The organism is Hyphomonas sp., from assembly GCF_018402285.1.
GTDB lineage: Bacteria > Pseudomonadota > Alphaproteobacteria > Caulobacterales > Hyphomonadaceae > Hyphomonas.
Window position 1 is genome coordinate 571,419 of the sequence record NZ_JAGYJH010000003.1, and the last position, 22,532, is coordinate 593,950.

Consider the following 22,532-nt stretch of genomic DNA (forward strand, 5'->3'; position numbering starts at 1 on the left):
TGACTCTGTCCCAAAACCGGCAGCTGCCCCGCAGCCAGCCTTCATACCTGCCGTATATTCAAGCGGCGTGCCGGAAAAGCCTGACAACGCTGCCATAGCCGACATGGATGACAGTACGCCTGGAATAGGCGCGCAGAAGCGCGCCTGTCCACCAGCGGAAGACTTTATCGGGCTTGAAATCGTCCTGCCGCCGGGCAGGGGGCTTTACTGCAGCAGCGCCTGAACGCCGGGCAGGTCCTTGCCTTCCATCCATTCAAGGAAAGCGCCGCCTGCCGTGGAGATGAAGGTGAAATCGCCTGCGACGCCCGCATGGTTGAGCGCGGCCACTGTGTCGCCGCCGCCGGCGACAGCCACCAGCGTGCCGGATTTGGCAAGCTTTGCGGCCGCCTCGGCCACTTTCATTGTGGCGGTATCGAAGGGCGTCATCTCGAACGCGCCCAGCGGGCCGTTCCAGATCACGGTCTTTGCGCGGCCGAGCGCGCCCGCCAGATGCACGATTGTCATCATTCCGGCGTCCAGCACCATTTCGTCGGCGCCAATTTCATTGAGGCCGCAGGTGCGGTTTTCGGCGTTCGCCTTGAACTCCTTTGCTACGACCACGTCCTTGGGCAGGAGGATCTCGCAGCCAGCTTCCTTGGCCGCGGTCTGGATCTCGCGGACAGTCGGGGCAAGATCATGCTCGCAGAGCGACTTGCCGACATTGACCCCGTCTGCAGCGAGGAAGGTGTTGGCCATGCCCCCGCCGATGGCGAGCATGTCGACCTTGGAAACAAGGTTCTTCAGGAGGTCGATCTTGGAAGAGACCTTTGCCCCGCCGACAATCGCCATCACAGGACGCTCGGGCGCGCCGAGGGCTTTGTCGAGCGCGTCGAGTTCAGCTTCCATAGTCACGCCGGCATAGGCAGGCAGCAGCTCTGCAAGCACGGCGGTCGATACATGCCGGCGATGGGCGGCGGAGAACGCGTCGTTGACATAGAGATCGCCGAGGGCGGCGATTTCCTTTGCCAGTTCCATGTCGCCCTTTTCCTCGCCCTTGCAGAAGCGGGTGTTCTCCAGGAGGATCACGCCTGCGGGCGGAAGCTCGGCAATGGCCTGCTTTACGTGATCGCCCTTGCAGTCAGCGATGAAGCTGACCGTGCCGCCGAGCACCCTGGCGAAAGCGCTCGCGATCGGGGCAAGGCTCATCTCGGCGACGCGCTCGCCGTTCGGGCGGCCAAAGTGAGCGAGGAGGGCAACCTTGGCACCGGCGGTGCGCAGGGACTGGACCGTATCGACTGCGGCGCGCAGGCGCGTATCATCCGTGACCAGACCATTTTCCATTGGTACGTTGAAGTCGACGCGGACGAGCGCGACCTTGCCGGCAAGGTTGCCTGCATCGGGGATGCGTTTGAAGGAAGGCATGGCGTGTCTCCGATCACCCCCGCCAGGGCGGTGGGCTCGTGAAGGGTTGCATGCCGCCCTGGGTCTCCGCCTTCGCAGGAGCGAGCGGCGCGGAAAGGGCTTAGATCAGCTTGGCCATCGCGATGGCGGTGTCAGCCATGCGGGTGGAGAAGCCCCACTCATTGTCATACCAGGTCATGATCGAGACAAAGGTGCCGTCCATTACTTTGGTCTGGTCAAGGTGGAAGATCGAGGAACGGTCGTCATGGATGAAGTCCGACGAGACGTTCGGAACGTCCGTATAGCCAAGGATGCCCTTGAGAGGGCCGGCATCAGCGGCGGCCTTGATGGCGGCGTTGATCTCTTCCGGAGTCGTGGCTTTCCTGGCGACGAATTTCAGGTCGACGACCGAGACGTTGGGCGTCGGCACGCGCACCGAGATACCGTCGAGCTTGCCTTTCAGTTCCGGCAGCACGAGGCCGACGGCCTTGGCGGCGCCGGTCGAGGTCGGGATCATCGAGAGGGACGCGGCGCGGGCGCGGTACAGGTCCTTGTGCATCTGGTCGAGCGAGGGCTGGTCGTTCGTGTACGAATGGATCGTCGTCATCATGCCTTTTTCGATGCCGACGGCCTTGTTCAGAACCTGGGCGACCGGGGCGAGGCAGTTGGTGGTGCAAGAGGCGTTGGAGACGACCATGTGCTCTTTCTTGAGCTTGTCGTGGTTGACGCCGTAGACGACGGTGAGGTCCGCGCCGTCTGCCGGGGCGGAGACGAGCACGCGCTTGGCGCCGGCCGCGAGGTGGGCCTCGGCCTTTTCCTTCGAAGTGAAGATGCCGGTGCATTCCATCGCGATGTCAACGTCGAGCTCGCGGTGGGGCAGGTCCTTGGGGTCGCGGATCGCAGTCACCAGGATCGGCTTGCCGTTGATGACGATCTTGTCACCGTCGACCTTCACATCCGCCGGGAAGCGGCCGTGAACGGAGTCGAAACGCAGGAGGTGGGCGTTGGTCTCAACCGGTCCCAGATCGTTGATGGCAACCACCTCGATGTCGGTGCGGCCATGCTCGATGATCGACCGCAGAACCAGGCGGCCGATGCGGCCGAATCCGTTGATGGCAACACGAACGGTCATCTTTATTTCTCCTCATGGGCGTACGAATTCACAGGGTTGCGCCCCTTTAAATGGGTGTGCTTGCCCCGTCCACCCCACACTTTGTAGCGCTGCGCTGCGAAAAGGGACAAACGGGAATTGCCGCCTTGCCGCTTGCAAGCTGCGTGCTAGTCCGGAGGGGAGACAAGACGGCGCCTGACGCTGCGCGGAGGACAACGATGACAGAGGCATCCCTGCCGGGTGCGAAAACCACCCGGCCAGCCATCGTCTGGATTCTGTTCACGGTGCTGACGGTGATCTGGGCGGGCGCCTATGGCCTCACCCGGGTGGCCGTGGGCAAGGACACCGCCGACGGCCTGCCGCCCGAATGGGTGCTGCCCGCGCGCCTGACCGGCGGGGCCATAGTGCTGCTGACGCTGATGCTGGCGATGGGCAAGCGCCTGCCGCCTTTCTCCGACCGGCGGCGCTGGGGCGTGCTGTCGGCTATGGGGGTGGTTGGCTCGCTGATCCCGTTCTTCCTAATCACGGTGGCCCAGCAGACGGTCAATTCGAGCCTGGCGGCGCTGTATACGGCGGCCGCGCCGGTGTTTGTGGTGCTGGGGGCCACGTTGCTGTTTGCCGATGAGCGCATGACCCGCAATACCGGCTTTGGCATCCTGCTCGGCTTTGCGGGCGTGGTGGCGCTCTTCGGGCCCGACGCGATTGCCCATTTCGGCTCGGCCAGCGTAACGGCGCAGATGCTGCTCCTCCTGGCGACCCTCGCCTTTTCGGCCAGCACGTTGATCGCCCGGGCGGCCCCGCCGATGGAGGCGATCCCAATGGCTGCTGGCTTCATCTCGATCTCGGCGGTGCTCTCCTGGCCGCTGGCGTTGACGGTGACGCCGTCAGAGGTCCGCGCAGACTGGTATCACTGGGCGGCTGTGGCCGCGCTCGGCCTTGGCCCCTCGGGCATCGCGCAGGCCATCTATATGGCGCTGATCGCGCGGGCCGGGGCGACCTTCCAGTCGCTGACGGGCTATTCGGTGCCGGTGGCAGGCGCGGTGTTCGGCTGGGTGTTCTTCCGGGAGACCCAAAGCTGGAACGCGGCGCTGGCCTTTACGCTGATCCTTGGCGGGGTCTGGCTCGCCAAACAAGGGGGAAAAGGCCGGTCTGGATAGGGGACTTATCCACGGGATATTAGATCAACCCTGAGGGGAATTTTCCGGCGGCAAAACGCGCTGAAGAACTCCAAGAAATTCCAACGGCGGCCCGGAAAACTCCAACGGGAAGGGCAAAAACTCCAACGACGGGTACGGCAAAACGCCGAACACGACGCCCAAATGAAAAGCGCCCCGCCTTGGGAGCGGGGCGCTTGAGAGCTGTTGAGGGCCGATCAGGCTTTCTGGGTTTCGATGGCTCCGTGGCAGTGTTTGTATTTCTTGCCCGACCCGCAGGGGCAGGCGGAGTTGCGCGGGGTGTTGGACCAGTCGTCCTCGGCCTGATGCAGGGCCGGGCCGGGCGGGGCTGCGGTATCGTCCGGGTTCATCTCGTTGACGCCGGTATCGGGATCGAGCTTGGTTTCGCGGACCTGTTCAGGCGGCTGGGGCCGCGGGGGCGGGGCCACCGGCTGGGGCTGCTGCGCCGGGGCCTGCTGCACGCGGATGTGCATCAGCGAGCGGGTGACGGTGGCGCGCAGCTCTCCGAGGAGGCTGTCGAACAGGTTGAAGGCTTCGCGCTTGAACTCGTTGAGCGGATCACGCTGGCCATAAGAGCGCAGGTGGATGACCGAGCGCAGCTGGTCGATCTGCTGAAGGTGTTCGCGCCAGCGCAGGTCGAGCACCTGAAGCAGGAACTGCTTCTCGATGCGGCGCATCTGCTGGTCGCCGACAAGACGGGTAAGTTCCGCATAATGGGCTTCGACAGCCTGACGCACGCGCCCGGCGATCTCTTCGTTCGCCACGCCCTCTTCGGCTGCCCAGTCGCGGACAGGAAGATCAAGGGCAAGGTCGGTCTTCAAGCTGTCCTCAAGCCCGGCGATGTCCCACTGTTCCGCATACGCCTTTTCCGGCATTGTGCGGGCAACGAGCGCATCGATCACGTTTTCGCGCATGTCTTGGATCACGTCGGAGACATCATCAGAGCGCAGGAATTCCATGCGCTGCTCGAAGATGGCCTTGCGCTGGTCGTTGATGACGTCGTCATATTTGAGGACGTTCTTGCGGATCTCGAAGTTGCGTTCCTCGATCTTCTTCTGCGAGGTTTCCATCGCCTTGTTCATCCAGGGATGGGTGATGCCCTCATCTTCCTTGATGCCGAGGCGGCGCATGACGGCGTCCATGCGGTCGGCCGCAAAGATGCGCATCAGGTCGTCTTCGATCGAGATGTAGAATTTCGACTTGCCGGGGTCGCCCTGACGGCCCGTACGGCCGCGCAGCTGGTTGTCGATGCGGCGGCTTTCGTGGCGCTCGGTACCCAGAACATAGAGGCCGCCAGCGTCGAGCGCCTGCTTCTTCTTGACCTCGATATCGGCGCGGATCTGCGCGCCAAGCAGAGAGATTTCGCCTTCAGACAGGACGCGGCCGAGGGCCTTTTCCTTGGCGGTGCGCTCATTCTCGAGGCGCATGTCATAATTGCCGCCAAGCTGGATGTCAGTGCCGCGGCCGGCCATGTTGGTGGCGACGGTGACAGCGCCGGGCACGCCGGCCTCAGCCACGATGAAGGCTTCCTGCTCGTGATGGCGGGCGTTGAGGACCTTGTGCGGAATGCGCTGGGCGGTGAGCAGGTGGGAGAGAAGTTCGGACTTCTCAATGGAGGCGGTGCCGAGCAGGATCGGCTGGGCCTTGGCATTTGCCGCGCGCACTTCCTTGATGATCTCGTTATACTTGGCCTTGGCGGTACGGTAGACGACATCGTCCTCGTCAAGCCGGCGGACAGGTCTGTTCGTGGGCAGATCAATCACCTCCAGCTTGTAGATGTCGCCAAACTCGGACGCCTCGGTGAGCGCGGTACCGGTCATGCCGGCGAGCTTTTTGTACAGGCGGAAATAATTCTGGAAGGTGATCGAGGCGAGGGTCTGGTTCTCGGGCTTGATGTCGACGCGTTCCTTGGCCTCGATGGCCTGGTGGAGGCCTTCGGATAGGCGGCGGCCTTCCATCATCCGCCCACTGAACTCGTCGATCAGCATGACTTGATCGTCTTTGACGATATAGTCCTTGTCGCGGGCATAGAGCTTGTGGGCGCGCAGGGCCTGGTTCGAGTGGTGGACGAGGGAGATGTTGGATGGCTCCCAGAGCGAGCCTTCCAGCACGCCGGCCTCAATCAGCCATTCTTCCATCTTCTCGCTGCCGGTCTCGGAGAAAACGACCGAGCGCTGTTTCTCGTCGAGCTCGAAGTCGCCTTCTTCAAGGCGCGGGATCAGCGCGTCGACGGCCATGTAAAGCTCGGAGCGGTCGTCCGTCGGGCCGGAGATGATCAGCGGGGTGCGCGCTTCGTCGATCAGGATGGAGTCCACCTCGTCGACGATAGCGTAATGGTGTCCGCGCTGGGCCATTTGGTCGAGCGCGTATTTCATGTTGTCGCGCAGATAGTCGAAGCCGAACTCGTTGTTCGTTCCGTAGGTGATGTCGGCGGCGTAGCCGGCCTTGCGCTGGTCGTCGGAGATGCCGTGGACGATCACGCCGGTGGACATGCCTAGGGCGCCATAGATGCGGCCCATCCATTCGGCGTCGCGGCGCGCGAGATAGTCGTTCACCGTGATGACGTGGACGCCCTTGCCCTCCAAGGCATTGAGATAGGCGGCGAGGGTGGCGACAAGTGTCTTGCCTTCACCGGTGCGCATTTCTGCGATGGCACCGGAATGGAGGATCATGCCGCCCATCAGCTGCACATCGAAATGGCGCATGTTGTTGACGCGCTTGGCGGCTTCCCGGACGACCGCGAAGGCTTCTTCCAGCAGGCTGTCCAGGGTTGCGCCATCAGCGAGGCGTTTGCGGAATTCGGCCGTCTTGCCCTTGAGGGACTGATCGGACAGCGCCTCCATGATCGGCTCAAGCGCGTTGATCCGGTTTACCCGGGCCTGCATCGGCTTGAGTTTGCGATCGTTGACGGTTCCGAAGATCTTGCGGGCTATAGAAAGCATGTAAGCAGCACCAACCAGTTCGGGTAAAAATTTCTAATCCTGCCAGACACCTTACAGGACTTTTCCGGCTTCTCCCACCGCGCCTTTGCCGGACGAAACCACTCGACCAGCGCGCGGGGCAGACTTAAGAACGCCGCCAAGGGGTGTCAATGAGGCGCCTTCAGCCCGGGAGGGAAGCCGATGATCCGCAGGTCTGCTGGTTTTACAGCCTTTTGCGCCGTTGGCGCGCTGCTTCTGCTGGGCGCCTGCTCGAAGGACGGGTTTGAGGTGGACGCGCCCCGGGAGGTCAGCCGCGAAGTGGCCGCAATGGTGAACGGGGAGGCGGTCTATACCGCCGATGTCGAGCTCGAATCGGTGGCGCGCGGGCTGGTGGTCTCCGGCGCCGCGCTGCAGCCGGATGACGAGGCCTACCGGCAGGTACTCGACCAGCTTATCGACCAGAAGCTGATGGCGCAGGAGGCCAAACGCCTTGGCCTGGAGAAGGACCCGGCCGCGATGCGCCGCCTCGAGATGGCGCAGGAGCGCATCATGGGCAATCTGCTGGTGGAGAGTGTCGTTGCCAAGCAGGTGACCGACGAGATGATCGACAAGATGTATGCCGAGCAGGTGCGCCTGCAGCAGGTCAACGACCAGGTGTCGGTGGCCCATATCGTGACAGATACCGAGGAAGAAGCCGAGACGGTGTGGCTGCGCGTGCAAGCGGGCGAGCCGTTCGAGAGCCTTGTGTTCAACCATTCCCAGGACAGCGCCACGCGGATGGAGAACGGGGACCTTGGATATGTGTCGCCCAATGATTTGCCCGACCCCTATCCGGTAGTGATTGCTAACACGGCGGTGGGCGATGTGTCGCCGCCGTTTGAGGCAGAGGGGGGCTGGCGCCTCCTGAAGGTCAAGGACCGGCGCACCGAGCCGCCCAAGACACGCGAAGAGATGCGGCCGGAGATCGCCACCTTCCTGACGCTGAGCGAGGTCAGCCGCATCCTGCGCCGCCTGCGGACCGAGGCGCGCATCGAGGAAGGCGGCGGCCAGTCATTCACCCCGGAAACCCCGACTGAGGGCCCGGCAACACCCCTTACCGGAGACGAATTGTGAATCTAACTCCCTCGCCCTTTACGCCGGCCAGCTTTCCGGTGCTCCCTGACGTGCGCGGCCTGCGGGCGGCTGCCGGCAGTCTTGGTTTCTATGCGCGCCGGGGCATTACGCGGGACGATGTGTTTCTGGCGGTGTTTGATCCGGGCACGACCTGCGCGGGAGTGTACACGCGCTCGCTGACGGCGTCAGCGGATGTGCGCTGGTGCCGGCAGGCGCTGGAGACGGGCGGCGGGAAGGCGGCGGCGCTGGTGGTCAATTCGGGCAACTCCAATGCGTTCACCGGACCGAAGGGCGTGCTCAAGAATGAGGAGACCTTGAAGGCGCTAGTGGAGACGCTGGGGGCAAAGAAGGAGCAGTGCTTCCTCGCGGCGACGGGCGTGATCGGGGAGCCGCTCAGCGATCCGAACTATGTGGGCGCGCTCGTGCCGGAGCTGGCGGGCAGGCTTGGTGCGCCGGACTGGGAGAAGATGGCCAGGGCGTTCATGACGACGGATACCTATCCCAAGGGGGCCGGAACTGTTGCCAGCATTGAGGGCACCGAGGTCCGCTTTGCCGGGATCGCAAAGGGCTCGGGCATGATCGCGCCGAACATGGCGACGATGCTGTCCTACGTGTTCACCGATGCGGCGATTACGCCGGAGCTTTTGCAGGCGGCGCTGAAGCAGGTGGCCGACGAGACATTCAATGCGATCACGGTCGATGGGGATACGTCTACCTCCGACACGCTGATGGTGTTTGCGACCGGGGCGAGTGGCATGGCGCCGGTGACCTCCGAGGAAGACCTTCGGTTCCGGGCATTCACCGCGGCGCTGAAGACAGTCTGCCTCGACCTCGCCATGCAGGTGGTCAAGGACGGGGAGGGGGCGAGCAAGGTCGCGGCGATCACCGTTGAGGATGCGGCGTCGCCCGCCTCCGCGAAGAAGATTGCCTGCGAGATTGCCAATTCGCCGCTGATCAAGACGGCGATGGCGGCGGGCGATGCTAATTGGGGCCGGATCGTCATGGCGGTCGGCAAGGCGTATGAGCCGATAGAGGCCGACCGGCTGGCGATCTGGTTTGATGACGTGCAGGTGGCAAAGGATGGCGCGCGGGCGCCCGACTATGACGAGGCGGCGGCCAGCGCAGTGTTTGCAAAGCCTGAATTTGCGATCCGGGTTTCTGTGGGTTCAGGCAGCGGCCGGGCGACGGTCTGGACCTGCGATCTCACCCACGGATATGTCGATATCAACGGCGCCTACCGGACATGAGCCGCAGGCTGTTGCTGGTCGTGGCGGCGGCGCTGAGGGACGGGCAGGACCGCATCCTCCTGGCCAAGCGCCCGGAAGGCAAACAGCTGGCGGGCCTCTGGGAGTTTCCGGGCGGCAAGGTCGATCCGGGCGAAACACCCGAAGCGGCGCTGGCGCGGGAGCTGCACGAAGAGCTTTCAATCGTGGTTAAGGAAGAGGAACTGAAGCCGCTGACATTTGCGAGCTTCACTTACCCCGACTTTCACCTGTTGATGCCATTATATGGCTGTGAAAGCTGGACCGGGACCATCCATCCGCGCGAGGGGCAAGCCATCGCCTGGGTAGAGCCTGCAAGGCTGCGAGACTATCCTGCGCCACCGGCAGACCTTCCTCTGTTCGACTGGTTGCTGGAGCAAACCCTGGCGGAGCAATGATGGGCCTGTTCAGAAAACGGATGAAGCGTCTGGCGCGCGACGAACGCGGCGCAACCGCGATCGAATACGGCCTGATTGCCGCCCTCATGGTTGTCGGCATCCTCGGCAGTCTCTCTGCGTTTGCGAGCGCCAATGACGACATGTACCAGTATGTCGAGGACAATCTCGTTCAGGTCTGAGCCGGTCTTTTCGGCGCTTCTCAGCTCTTTCCGCCCGTCTCTCCGGCGCGCTTTACCGCGTCCGCCATGCTGGCTTTTGCGCTGCCCGGTTTCAGGGGCTGGGGCTGACCCGGCGCGGGGGCCCAGCCTGACAGATGCAAGATCTCAAACGTTGCCCGCACGCGGCCGTCGGGATCGGAAAACCTCTCCTTGTAGAGCTCTATCGCCCGCGCAAGCACGCCGCGCGGCAGTGGCCGGGCGATACCGCGCGCGAAGGCGGCGCGCTCGCCCATGCCTTTCAGGTCTGCAATCAGGGCTCCGGGCTGGCGGTAGCGCACGGTGACGGTGTCCCGGTCAGCGACAGGCAGGGCAAAGCCTGCCCGCTGAAGCAGCCCCGCCATGTCCCGCAGACCGGGAAGCGGCGAGACGCGGGGGCTGAGGCCGCCGGAGAGCTCGGTTTCAGCTTCGCCCAGAACCTCGCGCAGTTCGGCCAGCGTGCCTGCGCCAAAGAGGGCTCCGAGGAAAAGCCCATCGGGCCTGAGCGCCCGGCGGATCTGGACGAGTGCGCCGGGAAGGTCGTTCACCCAGTGAAGAACGAGCGGCGAGACAATCAGGTCGAACCGTTCCGTTTCAAAGGGCAGGGCCTCGGGATCGGCGAAGACCGCCTCCAGCCCGCGCGCGCGGGCAGCCTCCAGAAAAGCAATCGACGTATCGGCGACGATGGCTGATTTTGCCCGGTTTTGGGTGATAAGGGCCTGCGACAGTCCCCCGCCAGCCCCGCCGAGCTCCAGCATGGCCTCGAAAATGCGGGGGGTATCCGCCACGCGCGTTTCAAGATCGCTCGACACCCGGGCCCGCAGGAAGTCATACTCGTCAAAGCGCCGGGCGAAGGCCTGCCGGCGGGCGATCAGCTTGTCGCGGTCGAATATCTGCGGAGGAGGGGCAGGGGGCATAGACGCTGATATGAAGGCTGGCAGGCGCCGGGCCAAGAGCCTATTCCGCGAGACACGGGATTTCCTGGGGCCGCCGCGCCCGCCGCCAGCTGGTGGAAGCGCGCTATGTTCTGCTGGTCGATCACGTACTGAGACCGGGGCGACGCTGAACGCATACGTGCGCGCCCTGAAACGGGCAGGCGCGCGGCAGATCGACGTGCTGGTGCTGGCGCGCGTTGTCCGCGCTATGGATGTCACCATATAACGCGTTGATGACACTTCGGACCCAGACCGACCGGAAATGTTCAGGTTTTGACGAAAGGATTCCCTCCATGGCGAAGGTTACCATCTATACCCGCCAGTTCTGCCCGTACTGCACCCGCGCTGTGGCGCTGCTCAAGCAAAAGAGCGCCGACTTCAAGGAAATCGACGCTGGCATGGACCCCAAGCTGCGCGAGGAAATGATCCAGCGTTCGAATGGCGGGCGGACGTTCCCGCAGATCTTCGTGGGCGAGAAACACATTGGCGGCTGTGACGACATGGTGGCGCTCGACCGGGCGGGCATGCTCGACCCGATGCTTGCAGGGGCCTGAGGAGGCGTCCGTGATTCTCTACGCGCTCGTCTGCCAGGAGTGTGACCATTCCTTCGAAGGCTGGTTTGCCAGCTCTGAGGCGTTTGATCGGCTGGCCAGGCGAAAGCAGATCGATTGCCCGGAATGCGCGGGGCACAAGGTGTCCAAGCAGATCATGGCGCCGGCCGTGCGCCCGTCTGACAAGGCCCTACCGGGCAAGATGGATGAAGCGGCGGTGATGAAGGAATTCATCCGCCGCGCCCGTGAACATGTGTCCCAGAATTTCGACTATGTCGGCGACGGGTTCGCCGAAGAGGCCCGCGCCATCTATTATGGCGAGCAGGAAGACCGCCCGATCTGGGGCGAGACGACGGCGGAGGAGCGCGAAGCCCTCGCCGAGGAAGGGATTGCGGCCGTGCCACTGCCGGCGCCCTTTGCGCCCAAGCCGCCGAAAACGGCCAAGCGCAAGCCGCCCCTGAACTGAATGCGGGTTGCAATGGCGCCCCCCCCTGCGGCAGTGCGCGCGATTTGACACGCTTGAACGCGGGCGGGGGCTTGGTTAGAACGCGATCCACCAGACTTTCAAAGACGTGGAGAGACCCTCATGGCGAGCCAGGAATATCATCGCGGTGAAATGAACATCCACGACCAGAAATCCACATGGGACGGTTTCATCACCGGCTCCACCTGGGGCTCGTTGATCACCATCATGATCGTTGGCCACGCAACCCTCGCCATCGCCATCGGCCTGCCCTGGGCTGTGTCGCTCGGCCTCATGGCGATCCTCGGCTTTGGCGCCGGCCTGTTCATGAACCTCGGTGGCCGCTGGATGGCGACTGTGGTCGTGATGATCGTGCTCGCCCTGATCGTTCAGGCCTTCATCTGGCTGTTCGGCGTCCTCCTGTAAGGAATTTCGGCGCGCGATTAACGCCGCTGCAAATGCTTCTTGGGCATACCCCTTGAACTTTATCGAAAATCGCTAAAGTTTCTGAGACTGTCCGGTAACAGGAGGCCGCCCTTGCGCGACGCGCCACTTATTCTCACCCATGCCACCAAGCGATTCGGCGGGTTTACAGCTGTCAGTGATCTCTCGTTTGAAGTGCCGGCCGGGCAGATTGTCGGCTTTCTCGGGCCCAACGGGGCGGGCAAGTCGACCAGCCTGCGGATGTCGCTGGGGGTGATGGCACCGGATGAGGGCGAAGTGCGCCTTTTCGGATCGCGGCCGGACCTCAAGAACCTTAAGCGCGTCGGCTTCCTTCCCGAGGAGCGCGGCCTCTACAAGAAGATGACCGCGCGTGACACGATCACCTATTTTGCGCGTCTCAAAGGCATGAGCGCGAGCGATGCACGGGCACGGGCTGACGAGTTACTCGAGACAACGGGCCTCGGCGCGTTCCGCACGACACGGATTTCCAAACTCTCCAAGGGCATGGCGCAGAAGGTGCAGATCCTCTCCACGCTGGCCCATCGCCCGGATTTTCTGATTCTGGATGAGCCGTTCTCTGGGCTTGATCCGATGAACCAGCAGACGTTGGAAGACCTGATCAAGGCCGAGCATGCGCGCGGGGCGACAATCCTCTTCTCCACCCATGTGATGGAACATGCCGAGCGCCTGTGCGACCGGATAGTGATGCTGGCGCGGGGGCGCAAGGTGCTCGATGGCACGCTCGACCAGGCTTATGCCACGTTGGGGCAGGGTGCTCGGATCACGCTGGAGGCGGGGTTTGACCTCGCCGCGGCGCTGGGGCCGAAGGGATTTTCCGTGCACCGCGCCGCCGACAAGGGGCCGGGCGAGGCATGGCGGGTGGATCTTGCGCCCGGGCAGGGACCGCAGGACGCGCTGCGGGCCGTGCTGGAGACCGGCGCGCCGATCATCGGCTTCCAGCCGGAAGAAGCAAGGTTGCGCGATGTGTTCGTGTCGCTGGTGGGGGAGGCAGAAGCGGCCGCGCTTGATGCGCCCGCCGGTGCCGTGGCTAGGGAGACAGTGTGATGCGCAATATCTACCTGATCTTCCGGCGCGACTATCTGGGCTATGTCAAAGCCTGGGGCTTCTGGCTGAGCCTCGCGGCTGTGCCGATCTTCCTGATCATCGGCGCGAGCTTTGGATACTTTGCGGCGACGGCTTCGCCGGTGCGGTATTTTGCGGTGGTGGAGCCTACGCGCGTCTATGCCGAGGCGATCGAGGGCGAGTTCCAGCGGCGCAGTAGCGAGGCGGCCGAAGAGGCGCGCGCACTGGCCGAGCAGATGAACATTCCGCTGGCGCAGGCCGAGGACCAGCTCGGCGAAGCGGCCAGCGGACGGAAGTTCTATGAAGTGCCTGCGCCGGCGCAGACGCTTGAAGAGCTGCGGCCCTGGCTGACGGGGGAGCGTCTGGTAGAGGGCCCTGAGGGGGCAAAGCCGCTGTTTGCAGTGTTCATCCTGTCCGGGGACGGATCACAACTGGAATACTGGAGCGGCGACGTGAATGTCGACACGCTGCGGCGGACGGCGGAAATCGCGATGCGCGATCTCAGCCGGACCGAAGCGCTGGCAGCTTCAGGCCTCGGCGCGGATTTCCTCAAAATGGCCGATGACGCAGCGGTGAAGGTGTCGGCCTTCCGCCTGACGGCGACACAGGCGGGCGAAAGCGGCGCGGAAGTGACGATGGCAGACCGCGCCCCGGCGCTGGTCTCGGCAGCGCTTGCCTATTTCCTTTGGCTGATGATTTTCTCGATCATTCAATACCTGCTGATGGGCACCATCGAGGAGCGGTCCAACAAGATCTTCGATACGCTGCTGACGTCCGTGCAGCTGCCCCAGCTGCTGGCGGGGAAAATGCTGGCTGTGTTTGCCGTGACCTCGACGATGATGCTCTCCTGGTCGCTGTTCGGGATCATCGGTTCGGCGGTTTCAGCCAGCCAGGTGCCGGGAATGGGCGACATGATCGCGCCCTTCATTACCGCCGCGACCGATCCGATGCTGATTGTGCCGGGGCTCGTCAGCTTTGTGCTGGGCTATATTCTCTATGGCGCGCTATTCATGGCGCTGGGCTCGCTCTGCGACACGATCCAGGAAGCACAGACGCTGCTAAGCCCGATGATGATCCTGCTGATGCTGCCGATGTTTGCGATCTTCGTGGCGTTCCAGGATCCCGGCTCGCCCATTGTGGACATTGCCTCCTGGTTCCCGCTGTTCACGCCCTTCCTCCTTATCCTCAGGATGCCGCATGATCCGCCGATGTGGGAAGTTCTGGCGCAGATGGCGATGATGTTGGTCGTCACTTTCCTCGTTGTCTGGGGCGCCACGAAGGTCTACCGCGCAGGCGCAGTGCATGGCGCCGGAATCGGCGAGCTCGGCGGCATGCTGAAGCGCGCCGTAGGGATCAAGGCTAAGGCGGGGTAGGCTAGGGGTTACGCGGCAGGCGGACGGTCTCAAGCCACTTTTTCTGCGCCCAGAATGGGCATAGGGCCATTCGCCTTACGAGCGGGTTCAAGGGCTTGCGCATTCCAGGAACAGTCCAGGAGCCAGGAGCCGAAGTCGACATTCGGCAGCCGCGGGGACGGCAGGAGGTCGAGGGCCTCGCTCACGATCTCTTGCCGCTTTGAAGTAAGGCAAAAGGTTTCTGCGCGGCGCCCATTGGCATCGATCTGCGAGAACTCCGCCACGCAGCCTTCCCGGTTGAACTGCACGGCTCGCTTGCTGACCGTGAAAGTCCTTACGTCACGATCGAGCCAGGAGATGATGTCGGCCGGCACCATGATACGGTGGGACAGATGGGCACCGGGAAGGGCATCCTGCAGTGTACGTACGAAACTGCGCCGCACCGGGAATTCGGACCGAGCCACAAGTTTCCAGACCGAGAGGCTTCCCTCTTCGCCGGTTTTCTCGTGGATCTCCAGCTCCTCTGCCCCGTGCATCATAATCAGCCAGTCCGGCCGGGCAGGCGAGAAGATGTAGGTGTCAGTCCGGATCTCGGCGATGCCGAGGCCAAATATGTGATGAAGCGCCTCGATATGGGGCATACCCTCCGAGGGCCAGGCGCGGTATTCGAACAGGGTAGTGCGCGACATGGCGAAACCTGACTTTTTGGTAACAAGGTCTGGATTGGGAACGACTGAAGGCGGGTTCGGTTCCACCGGCTGCGAAAATCGAAGTTGAAACAGGTCCAAAAAGTTTTTTCAGGGAAAATCTGGTCCGAAATGGCACGAAAGGGCCGGTGGCGCAGGGGTGGCCGGCCTTGCGGGTTTCCCGCGCGCCGACGACGTGCACGAAACAGAAAGCCCCGCCAGATCGCTCTGGCGGGGCTTTTTCGGTCTCGTCCGGAAGGCCGGGAAGGGCCTACACGATGCCTTCGCGCTGGGCCCGCTTGCGAGCGAGCTTGCGGGCACGGCGTACGGCTTCGGCGCGCTGGCGGGCTTTCTTCTCGGAGGGCTTCTCGAAATGCTGACGGGCTTTCATTTCCCGGAACAGGCCTTCACGCTGCATCTTCTTCTTCAGCGCGCGCAGAGCCTGCTCGACATTGTTATCGCGGACGACGATCTGTACTATGGGACTTCTCCATCGGGTTCTTACGGGCGCCAGGCACCCTGGAATTCGTTGATTTCGGGCCTGACAGCCTAAGAAGCGCGGCCTATATCACGGAGAAACGTCTTTCGCCAAGCCCCATGCGCCGGGATTCGACACATGACCACGCCGCCCTCTGTCCTGCTCCGCCGCCGCTGGCTGGACGCATTGCTGCCCGAAGTAGTTTTTGACGGCTGGAGCGAGGCGGCCGCGGACGCTGCTGCCGCAAAAGCCGGGCTGACCGGCGGGGAGCAGGCGCTGGCTGCCCCGCGCGGGGTAATCGACCTGCTGGAAGGGTTTTTCGACGAGGCCGGGGAGCGCGCGAAGGCGGCGCTGGGCGCGCAAGACATGACCGGCCTGCGGGTGCCGGAAAAGGTGAAGCGGGGCGTTCTGGCCTGGCTGGCTGAGCTGGAGCCCCACCGCGAGGCGGTACGCCGCGCAGCAAGCCGGGGTTTCCTGCCATGGGGCGCGGGCCCGGCGCTGCAGCGCAGCTGGAAGGTGGCCGACATGGTGTGGACCGCAGCGGGCGATACGTCGGAAGATTATAACCGCTATTCCAAGCGCGGGCTGCTCGCGAGCGTGCTGCCTGGAATCGTGCTGCACTGGGCGGATAATCCGTCTCCGGAGGATCTGGACGCCTTCATCAATCGGCGGCTGGCGCATGCGTCCGGCGCCGGACGGATGGCGGGGCGATTCGTAAAGCCGTTCCTCGACCGGATGCCGCCAAAACACAGCTGACAGCATTAGCGCAAAAAAATTGCTGATTTTGAGGGGGTTGGGTTGTCGGACGGTGGCGCTACAAACACCCCAGGGGGCTGGGGGGGCTGATGGGTCCGGGGCGCTTGCGTAAGTCCTCCGTCCGACAAGGTTAAGATGGCTGCCGGATGCGGCGCGCACAAGGCCGAATTGCGGTCAAAACGAGTCTGCGGGATTAATTCTGCGTTAGCTCCACAAGGGGCTGGACGCGGACGAAAAGCTGTGACGAAACTGTAGCGGACATGACGGATTCTTTCCACAGGAAACCTGCGCCGGACCAGGTCGTTGCCTTTCAGAGGGCAGAGATGCAGCCTATCCTTGATGTCTATGGCCGTCTCGTGATCGCCGGAGAAGCGCGCGACTATGCCATCGGCATGGAACGGGACCTGGCGACCTTCGCGATATTCCGCCGGCATGCCGAAAGCCCGACCTGGCGAATCGAAAAAGAACCAGCTCTTGCCAACCGCCAAGGCCAGTATGCCGTGTACGGTTCGGCCGGGCAGGTGCTGCGGCGTGGGCGCGAGCTGAAGCAGGTGTTGCGGGTGTTTGAGACGCGCAAGTTCTCCATCGTGCGCTGAAGCGGTGACGCGTCGGGCCGCCCGTTTTTCCACAAGCTCATCCACAGTAGAACGTTAACGGCCCATTTGCCGTTTAACCCTTTGTTTACCAAAAACTTCTTGCGAACCAAACTGGAACATCATAAGAACACCCCATAAGGAACGGAGCAGGAACATGTTTGGTCAAGTCAGCTTTCGCGGCAAGTCAGGCAAGGCTTGGAAATTCCAGCGCACGGCGGCAGATGCCCCGTGGGCGCGCAGTGCGGGTGTTGCCATTTTCGCAGCCCAGGATGCCTGTGGCTGGCGGGTTTACAGGGTCATGGAACTGACCGGCCGCCCGCACGACATTCAGCCCATCTGGGCGCTGGCAGAGGCGGAACGCTACGGCGCCAACGCCGTGTTCCTGGCGCTCGAATTTGACGGCGCCCTGCGTAAGGCGATGGTGGCTGATCTGGAGGCGGGTTTCATGCCCGTTTGCCGCGGGGCGCAAGAGCCTGCCAGGCTGGCAGCCTGATACTCTCGTATTGTGGCACGCGGCGCGGGGAAGGGCTCAGTCCTCGACCTGCGCCGTGTACCAGCGCGTTACGTCTTCCTCGACCATGCTGAGCGGGCGCGGGCCGCCTGCCAGGATTACTCGGTGAAACGCCTTGGGGTCGTATTTCGGGCCGAGCACGCGGATGGCGCGCTCCCGCAGGTCGAGGATCCGCTCCCGGCCGAGCCAGTAGGCCGCTGCGCGGCCGGGCCGAACTGTGTAGCGGTCCACCTCGTTGGCGCTTTTCTCAAGACTGAGGCCCACCGTCTCTGTGAGATAGGCAGTCGCCTGATCGCGAGACCAGCGTTCATTGTGGATGCCGGTATCGGCCACCAGCCCTGCGGCCCGCAGCAGCATGGATTGCAGGTAGCCGATGCGGCTCAGCGGATCGTCCGAATAGAGGCCGAGTTCATCGGCAAGGGTTTCGGCATAGGACGCCCATCCTTCGCCATAGGCGACATTCCAGATGAGCTGGCGCGCGAGCGGCAGGCCCGCCTCACTGCGGGCTGCGGTGCTTTCAAGATGATGGCCAGGAACCAGCTCATGGAAGGCAATGGCGGCGAGGGTGAAGTCCGGCCAGTCGGCAAGGCGGGCGAGGTTGATCTCGACGCGGGCAGGCGCCGTGCCGCTCAGAGCGCGGGGCAGGTAGGCAGCGGGCGGGAGGAAGCCTGCAAATTCCGGCGGCACGGCGCGCAGACCCGCTTTTTCCGGCATCGCGAAGTCGAACTGGGTGGAAAGCGCCGCTTCGGCCCGGTCGGCATGGGCGAGGATGCGCCCGATCAGCGCCGCGCGGGATTCCTCGGTGTCGGCATAGACTTGTTCGGGCTGGGCTGACAGGATCGCTAGGCGTGCGCCTACTGTGCCTTCAGCAAGGCCCAGGGCGGCTAGCGCGCGGTCTGTCTCGCCCAGCAGCGCAGCCACTTCCAGCTTGCCGCGCTCGTGCAGGCCGGCCGGCGAGGCCTCGTCGCCGGTATAGGCTTTCAGCGCGGCGGCGTAATAGGCAGTGCCCTCGGGCAGCTGCCAGACGCCGGGCAGCTCCGGCGCTGTGTTGGCGAGCGTGTTCACGCTGGCGGCAAAGGCAGCATAGGCAGGCTGCACCTCTTCAGCGGCGAGGCGGCGGATTTCTGTCAAAAGGCGGCTGCGCTCGGCCGATTCGAGGCCTTCTATCCCGGGCACGAGGTTTTCAAAGGTAATGACCGGCGGGGTCAGCTCCGGCGGCGTGGCAGCTGCGGCAGCCGCAAGGCCCTGCATGCGGCGCAGGATGGGCGCGGGCGGCACAACGCCGGAGCGGGCATCGGCTTCCAGGCGCCTGCGGTCGTCTTCGATGGCGTCGGCAAACTGGGCCATCCGGTCCACGAAGGCGCGAGCATCGCCCGGCGTGCGCAGGGGCTGATGCCGCGCAAGCAGGTCGGCCACATCAAGAAAGGCCCCGCGCGTATGGTCGGCGATGTAGGGATGGGACGCGCCAAGGCCTGAGGTGCCGTGGCCAGCCATGAACAGGGTCTCGGCCGTCTCATGCGCAGCGATCACAGTGTCGAGATGGCGCGCCAGGGCGCTGCCCCGGGCGGGCCGTGTGATGCGCACCAGGAGGTCACGGGTCTCAAGGCGGGCGAGGCGGGCGCGCTCATAGGCGGCCTGCGAGCGGTCGGTCAGGTAGCGATTGTAGCTATATCCGGCCTCGGCTTCGGGAAGCCCCAGCCGGGTGGCGAGCTCGGGGTCGCGGGTCACTTCGTTCTGGGCAATGGTCGTCAGCGTGCTCTCGATCTCGCGGGCAACGCGCAGTGGCGTGCCTTCGGGGTCAGCCCGGGGGCTGCAGGCAACAAGCAGCACGGAAAAAAGAGCTGCGCAAAGCCCAGCTGGCAGGAGGCTTGCCATTCTGCGTCCGGATTGGGCTTGCATGACAGGTATATTACTCGACTTTCACTGTAATTGAGCCTGTTTCGGGAGTTGTGGCCATAGTTTATTTCCGTTACTCCTCCGCCAAATTTTCCAGGAGCCACGCAACGTGACAACGCCTATTTCCAATGCCGGCCCGGCCGCGCTCTCCGGACAAGTCCTGTTCTACAAAAACCCGCAGCCGCTCTCCGCCGAAGAACATGGCGGCCTTGGCGTGAAGCAGATCCCTCAGCCGTTCAGCTTCCTGCGCGAAGCGCATGCGGTTCCGGTGACCGTTACCGAGTTCGGCATTGCCGGCGCCTCCTACCCTGTGATCTTTGTTGGTGAAGATCGCACCCCGGTCGCTGTCATGGGCGTGCGCCAGGGCCAGAACCTTTACGTCAATGCCGACGGCATGGTGATGGATGACTATTACATCCCGGCCTTCGTGCGCCGTTATCCATTCGTGTTTGCGGCCGATGAAGGCTCTGACCGGTTGCTCCTCTGCGTCGACCGTTCGGCGCCGATGGTGTCCAACCAGCCGGAAGTGCCCTTCTTCCAAAATGGCCAGCCGACCCAGTTCACCAATGATGCCATCGAGTTCTGTAAGGAATTCGAGCGCCAGCGCCGCGCCACGGTCGATTTCGTCAAGCTGATCCGGGACATGGACCTCTTCGAGCAGAAGACCGTGACCTTCCAGCCGCGCGACCCGCAGGGCAATCCGACCGGCCCGGCCCAGAAGATTGCCGACTATTGGGCGATCTCCGAAGAGCGCCTCAGCGCCCTGTCGCCCGAGAAGTTCATGGAACTGCGCAATAATGGTGCCCTTGGCGCCTGCTACGCGCACCTCGTGTCGTTGCTCAACTGGACGAAAGTCGTCAACCGCGCCGTGCGCACGCCGCCTCCGGGTGAAGCGGCTGCCTGATCGGCCATGCAGTATTGATCTGCCTGAACGGCCTTCCCTGCGGAGGGCCGTTTTCCGTTGGGGGCGCGGCATCACGAACCGGCGAGGAGGGGTTTCCCCTGACGCCAGCACAGCGCATATCAGCGGCGAAACGGGTTTTCTGACGGAGCGGCTGCGAATGACAGGATTTTACCGGCTATTTATCGCGGCCGCGCTGAGCCTGCTGGCCGTTGCCGGTCTGGCGGCTGCGCAGTCTGATGAGCGCCGGGCCGAGGCGGAGCTGATCGCAGACCGCGCCAGTGTTGCGCCCGGCGATACGTTTTACGGCGCGCTTAAGATGACGATGGATGACGGCTGGCACATCTACTGGCGTAATGCCGGGGATGCGGGCCTGCCGCCGCAGCTGATCTTGGAGGAAGGAACGACCCTTCCCGAGACCGCGATCGGAGACTTCTTCTGGCCCTTGCCCCACCTCATTCCTGTCGTGGAAGGCGAGATCATGGATTATGGCTATGATGACGTGGTCATCTTCGCCTTTCCCGTGACGGTTCCGGAGGATGCGAGCGGAGAGCTGCGCATCGTTGCTGAAGCTGACTATCTGATCTGCGAGTCGATTTGCATTCCGGAAACGGCGGACGTCTCGCTGACGCTGCCCGTGGGTGCGCCCCTCGAGAATGCCGTGGCCGGCGCAGAGATCGGGGAGTGGATAGCCCGGGTTCCTACCGCCTTTGCGGGCGAGGCCCGCATTGAGGACGCTGCCGAGCTGTGGTCGCTTTCCCTTCGATTGGACGGCGGGTTTCCCGAAGGCGCACAGATCCGCTTCTTTCCATTCCAGCATGAAATCAGCCATCCCGCCGCCCAGCCCCAGAAGGCAGGCCCGGACGGCGCCAGCCTGATCCTGACGCCGGACCGCGCCGGCAAGATCACTGAGACACTGGACGGCGTCATCCGGATTGACGCGCCAGGCGCAGACCCTATCGGTTATGAAATCTCGGCAGTTCGCGGCGAAGCATTTGCTGGTACAGCGGACTGGGATGTCGCGCCAGCTCCTGAAGGAACCGGCGCGATTGGCAGCGGCGGCGAAGACGCCCCGATCAGCCTCCAGCGCATTGCAATGCTGGCCTTCTTTGCCCTCATCGGCGGTATCATTCTCAATCTCATGCCTTGTGTTCTTCCGGTACTCTCGATGAAGGCCATCGGCATGGTGCAGGCAGCCGCATCAGGGCATGCGGGCGAGCTGAAATCCCATGGTCTCTGGTATACAGGAGGCGTGCTCGTCTCATTCTTTGTTCTTGCCGGGGCGCTGCTTGCCGTGCGGCAGGCGACAGGCTCGGCAACGCTCGGCTTCCAGCTTCAGCATGCCCCGACCGTGGCGGTGCTGACGCTGGTGATGTTTGCCGTTGGCCTCTGGCTGATGGGCTTTTTCGAACTCGGCAGCTCAGTGCAGAACCTTGGCGGCACTCTTGCCAATCGGGGCGGGGCGGCGGGCGCCTTCTTTACCGGCATTCTGGCGGCTGTGGTCGGCGCGCCGTGCGTTGGGCCGTTTCTGGGCGCCGCGCTTGGCGCAGTCATCAGCCAGCCGGCTCCGTCGGTGATCGCCGTGTTTTTGGCTATGGGCTTTGGCATGGCGCTGCCCTTCCTGATCCTCAGCTTTGTGCCGGGCCTGCACCGCCTGTTGCCGAAGCCGGGCAAATGGATGGACACGCTGAAACAGGCCTTTGCCTTCCCGATGTTCCTGACGGCTGCCTGGCTGTTGTCTGTCGTTGCGGGCCTTGCAGGGGCAGGGGCAGCGGGCTGGACGCTTGCCGGGGCGACCGCGCTCGTCTTCGCGATCTGGATTGGCCGGCAGGGCGGGCGGGTGCGCAAGGCGGTTGCCGTTGCGGCCCTTGGCGTGGCCTTTATCTATCCGGCCGTTCAGGCGAATGTTCCGGGGGCGGCAGTTTCCGGCAGCAACGCGGCCGCGTTCACCGGCACTTATGGAGAAGCGGCTTGGAGCCCTGAAACGGTTGAAGCGATGCTGGCTGAGGGTCGCCCGGTGTTCGTGGACTTTACCGCGAGCTGGTGCGCCAGCTGCCAGGTCAACAAGCTGACGACGCTCAAGACCCGCAAGGTCCAGGACGCTTTTGCTGAGGCGAATGTTGCCTTCCTCGTTGCGGATTTCACGCAGAAAGACCCGATGATTGCGCAGGAGCTGAAGCTGCGCGAGCGGGCAGGCGTGCCGATGTATCTTTGGTATCCGGCCGGCGCGAGCGAACCGCAGATCTTGCCCGAACTGCTCACTCAAGAACTTGTCATTGGACTTGTGGAAGGCTGAGCGGCTTTTGTGTCCTGCAATAGCATCACG

General features: G+C 63.6%; 22 protein-coding genes. 15 read left to right on the forward strand and 7 right to left on the reverse strand.

From position 1 onward, the window contains the following. Positions 1-204: 204 nt before the first annotated feature. Both KG722_RS05475 and gap read right to left on the reverse strand, forming a co-directional pair. Positions 205-1,401 carry a phosphoglycerate kinase gene (locus tag KG722_RS05475; protein ID WP_213270506.1) on the reverse strand — a complete coding sequence of 399 codons (1,197 nt, stop codon included), beginning with the start codon at positions 1,399-1,401 and terminating at the stop codon, positions 205-207. Between the two features lie 100 nt (positions 1,402-1,501). Next, the gene (gene gap / locus KG722_RS05480) at positions 1,502-2,512 is read right to left on the reverse strand and encodes a type I glyceraldehyde-3-phosphate dehydrogenase (RefSeq protein ID WP_213270508.1); all 1,011 of its coding nucleotides are present in this window, start codon (positions 2,510-2,512) and stop codon (positions 1,502-1,504) included. A gap of 197 nt (positions 2,513-2,709) precedes the next feature. On the opposite strand from gap, the gene KG722_RS05485 reads away from it, so the two are divergent. Continuing rightward, entirely contained in the window at positions 2,710-3,648 is a 939-nt protein-coding gene (locus KG722_RS05485) for a DMT family transporter (RefSeq protein ID WP_213270510.1), read from the forward strand. Positions 3,649-3,863: 215 nt separating this feature from the next. On the opposite strand, the gene secA is transcribed toward KG722_RS05485, so the two are convergent. Further along, entirely contained in the window at positions 3,864-6,608 is a 2,745-nt protein-coding gene (gene secA / locus KG722_RS05490) for a preprotein translocase subunit SecA (protein ID WP_213270512.1), read from the reverse strand. Between the two features lie 180 nt (positions 6,609-6,788). On the opposite strand from secA, the gene KG722_RS05495 reads away from it, so the two are divergent. The 4 genes from KG722_RS05495 to KG722_RS05510 are packed head-to-tail and all read left to right on the forward strand — an operon-like array spanning position 6,789 to position 9,539. After that, positions 6,789-7,700 carry a peptidylprolyl isomerase gene (locus tag KG722_RS05495; RefSeq protein ID WP_213270513.1) on the forward strand — a complete coding sequence of 304 codons (912 nt, stop codon included), beginning with the start codon at positions 6,789-6,791 and terminating at the stop codon, positions 7,698-7,700. Next, positions 7,697-8,947, forward strand: a complete 1,251-nt coding sequence (gene argJ, locus KG722_RS05500; RefSeq protein ID WP_213270514.1) for a bifunctional glutamate N-acetyltransferase/amino-acid acetyltransferase ArgJ — start codon at positions 7,697-7,699, stop codon at positions 8,945-8,947. The genes KG722_RS05495 and argJ overlap by 4 nt, the downstream gene beginning before the upstream one ends. Then, a complete protein-coding gene (locus KG722_RS05505; RefSeq protein WP_213270515.1) occupies positions 8,944-9,360 on the forward strand; it encodes a (deoxy)nucleoside triphosphate pyrophosphohydrolase in 417 nt (138 codons plus the stop codon). Before argJ ends, KG722_RS05505 begins: the two co-directional genes overlap by 4 nt. Next, on the forward strand, positions 9,357-9,539 hold the full coding sequence (locus KG722_RS05510; protein ID WP_300998252.1) for a Flp family type IVb pilin: 183 nt from the start codon (positions 9,357-9,359) through the stop codon (positions 9,537-9,539). The genes KG722_RS05505 and KG722_RS05510 overlap by 4 nt, the downstream gene beginning before the upstream one ends. 20 nt (positions 9,540-9,559) lie before the next feature. Here the strand turns inward: KG722_RS05510 and KG722_RS05515 are convergent, their stop codons facing one another. Continuing rightward, positions 9,560-10,471: a methyltransferase domain-containing protein gene (locus KG722_RS05515; RefSeq protein WP_213270516.1), complete on the reverse strand. Its 912-nt coding sequence runs from the start codon at positions 10,469-10,471 to the stop codon at positions 9,560-9,562. Positions 10,472-10,782: 311 nt separating this feature from the next. Here KG722_RS05515 and grxC point away from each other — a divergent pair, with 311 nt between their 5' ends. From grxC to KG722_RS05540, 5 genes are all read left to right on the forward strand, one after another. Further along, on the forward strand, positions 10,783-11,043 hold the full coding sequence (gene grxC, locus KG722_RS05520; RefSeq protein WP_213270518.1) for a glutaredoxin 3: 261 nt from the start codon (positions 10,783-10,785) through the stop codon (positions 11,041-11,043). A gap of 10 nt (positions 11,044-11,053) precedes the next feature. Continuing rightward, positions 11,054-11,506 carry a DUF1178 family protein gene (locus KG722_RS05525; RefSeq protein WP_213270520.1) on the forward strand — a complete coding sequence of 151 codons (453 nt, stop codon included), beginning with the start codon at positions 11,054-11,056 and terminating at the stop codon, positions 11,504-11,506. 120 nt (positions 11,507-11,626) lie between these two features. Next, positions 11,627-11,929 carry an aa3-type cytochrome c oxidase subunit IV gene (locus KG722_RS05530; protein ID WP_213270522.1) on the forward strand — a complete coding sequence of 101 codons (303 nt, stop codon included), beginning with the start codon at positions 11,627-11,629 and terminating at the stop codon, positions 11,927-11,929. Positions 11,930-12,040: 111 nt separating this feature from the next. Further along, entirely contained in the window at positions 12,041-13,012 is a 972-nt protein-coding gene (locus KG722_RS05535; protein ID WP_213270524.1) for an ATP-binding cassette domain-containing protein, read from the forward strand. After that, positions 13,012-14,403 carry an ABC transporter permease gene (locus KG722_RS05540; RefSeq protein ID WP_213270525.1) on the forward strand — a complete coding sequence of 464 codons (1,392 nt, stop codon included), beginning with the start codon at positions 13,012-13,014 and terminating at the stop codon, positions 14,401-14,403. Before KG722_RS05535 ends, KG722_RS05540 begins: the two co-directional genes overlap by 1 nt. A gap of 29 nt (positions 14,404-14,432) precedes the next feature. Here the strand turns inward: KG722_RS05540 and KG722_RS05545 are convergent, their stop codons facing one another. Continuing rightward, positions 14,433-15,071, reverse strand: coding sequence for a hypothetical protein (locus KG722_RS05545; RefSeq protein ID WP_213270527.1), 639 nt, complete (start codon positions 15,069-15,071; stop codon positions 14,433-14,435). 268 nt (positions 15,072-15,339) lie between these two features. Continuing rightward, positions 15,340-15,594 (reverse strand): 30S ribosomal protein S21, encoded by a 255-nt coding sequence (gene rpsU, locus KG722_RS05550; RefSeq protein ID WP_366910220.1) that lies wholly within the window; start codon positions 15,592-15,594, stop codon positions 15,340-15,342. 90 nt (positions 15,595-15,684) lie between these two features. Here rpsU and KG722_RS05555 point away from each other — a divergent pair, with 90 nt between their 5' ends. The 3 genes from KG722_RS05555 to KG722_RS05565 all read left to right on the forward strand — a co-directional run bounded on the left by KG722_RS05555 (position 15,685) and on the right by KG722_RS05565 (position 17,391). Continuing rightward, positions 15,685-16,302 carry a COQ9 family protein gene (locus KG722_RS05555; protein ID WP_213270529.1) on the forward strand — a complete coding sequence of 206 codons (618 nt, stop codon included), beginning with the start codon at positions 15,685-15,687 and terminating at the stop codon, positions 16,300-16,302. Positions 16,303-16,562: 260 nt separating this feature from the next. Then, a complete protein-coding gene (locus KG722_RS05560) occupies positions 16,563-16,898 on the forward strand; it encodes a DUF2794 domain-containing protein (RefSeq protein WP_213270531.1) in 336 nt (111 codons plus the stop codon). Between the two features lie 154 nt (positions 16,899-17,052). Beyond that, positions 17,053-17,391: a hypothetical protein gene (locus tag KG722_RS05565; protein ID WP_213270533.1), complete on the forward strand. Its 339-nt coding sequence runs from the start codon at positions 17,053-17,055 to the stop codon at positions 17,389-17,391. Between the two features lie 36 nt (positions 17,392-17,427). Here KG722_RS05565 and KG722_RS05570 read toward each other — a convergent pair whose 3' ends face one another. Then, complete coding sequence (locus KG722_RS05570) at positions 17,428-19,284, reverse strand: DUF885 family protein (RefSeq protein WP_213270534.1); 1,857 nt, start codon at positions 19,282-19,284, stop codon at positions 17,428-17,430. Positions 19,285-19,414: 130 nt separating this feature from the next. On the opposite strand from KG722_RS05570, the gene KG722_RS05575 reads away from it, so the two are divergent. Beyond that, the gene (locus KG722_RS05575) at positions 19,415-20,209 is read left to right on the forward strand and encodes a SapC family protein (RefSeq protein ID WP_213270535.1); all 795 of its coding nucleotides are present in this window, start codon (positions 19,415-19,417) and stop codon (positions 20,207-20,209) included. 157 nt (positions 20,210-20,366) lie between these two features. Then, positions 20,367-22,502, forward strand: coding sequence for a thioredoxin family protein (locus KG722_RS05580; RefSeq protein WP_213270536.1), 2,136 nt, complete (start codon positions 20,367-20,369; stop codon positions 22,500-22,502). Positions 22,503-22,532: the final 30 nt, after the last annotated feature.

Coding starts and splice junctions, on each gene's coding strand:
- KG722_RS05485 (WP_213270510.1), top strand. CDS start 2,710: ATGACAGAGGCATCCCTGCCGGGTGCGAAAACCACCCGGCCAGCCATC.
- secA (WP_213270512.1), bottom strand. CDS start 6,608: ATGCTTTCTATAGCCCGCAAGATCTTCGGAACCGTCAACGATCGCAAA.
- KG722_RS05510 (WP_300998252.1), top strand. CDS start 9,357: ATGATGGGCCTGTTCAGAAAACGGATGAAGCGTCTGGCGCGCGACGAA.
- grxC (WP_213270518.1), top strand. CDS start 10,783: ATGGCGAAGGTTACCATCTATACCCGCCAGTTCTGCCCGTACTGCACC.
- KG722_RS05515 (WP_213270516.1), bottom strand. CDS start 10,471: ATGCCCCCTGCCCCTCCTCCGCAGATATTCGACCGCGACAAGCTGATC.
- KG722_RS05560 (WP_213270531.1), top strand. CDS start 16,563: ATGACGGATTCTTTCCACAGGAAACCTGCGCCGGACCAGGTCGTTGCC.
- KG722_RS05495 (WP_213270513.1), top strand. CDS start 6,789: ATGATCCGCAGGTCTGCTGGTTTTACAGCCTTTTGCGCCGTTGGCGCG.
- KG722_RS05475 (WP_213270506.1), bottom strand. CDS start 1,401: ATGCCTTCCTTCAAACGCATCCCCGATGCAGGCAACCTTGCCGGCAAG.
- KG722_RS05570 (WP_213270534.1), bottom strand. CDS start 19,284: ATGGCAAGCCTCCTGCCAGCTGGGCTTTGCGCAGCTCTTTTTTCCGTG.
- KG722_RS05565 (WP_213270533.1), top strand. CDS start 17,053: ATGTTTGGTCAAGTCAGCTTTCGCGGCAAGTCAGGCAAGGCTTGGAAA.
- gap (WP_213270508.1), bottom strand. CDS start 2,512: ATGACCGTTCGTGTTGCCATCAACGGATTCGGCCGCATCGGCCGCCTG.
- KG722_RS05555 (WP_213270529.1), top strand. CDS start 15,685: ATGACCACGCCGCCCTCTGTCCTGCTCCGCCGCCGCTGGCTGGACGCA.
- KG722_RS05530 (WP_213270522.1), top strand. CDS start 11,627: ATGGCGAGCCAGGAATATCATCGCGGTGAAATGAACATCCACGACCAG.
- KG722_RS05505 (WP_213270515.1), top strand. CDS start 8,944: ATGAGCCGCAGGCTGTTGCTGGTCGTGGCGGCGGCGCTGAGGGACGGG.
- KG722_RS05545 (WP_213270527.1), bottom strand. CDS start 15,071: ATGTCGCGCACTACCCTGTTCGAATACCGCGCCTGGCCCTCGGAGGGT.
- KG722_RS05580 (WP_213270536.1), top strand. CDS start 20,367: ATGACAGGATTTTACCGGCTATTTATCGCGGCCGCGCTGAGCCTGCTG.
- KG722_RS05540 (WP_213270525.1), top strand. CDS start 13,012: ATGCGCAATATCTACCTGATCTTCCGGCGCGACTATCTGGGCTATGTC.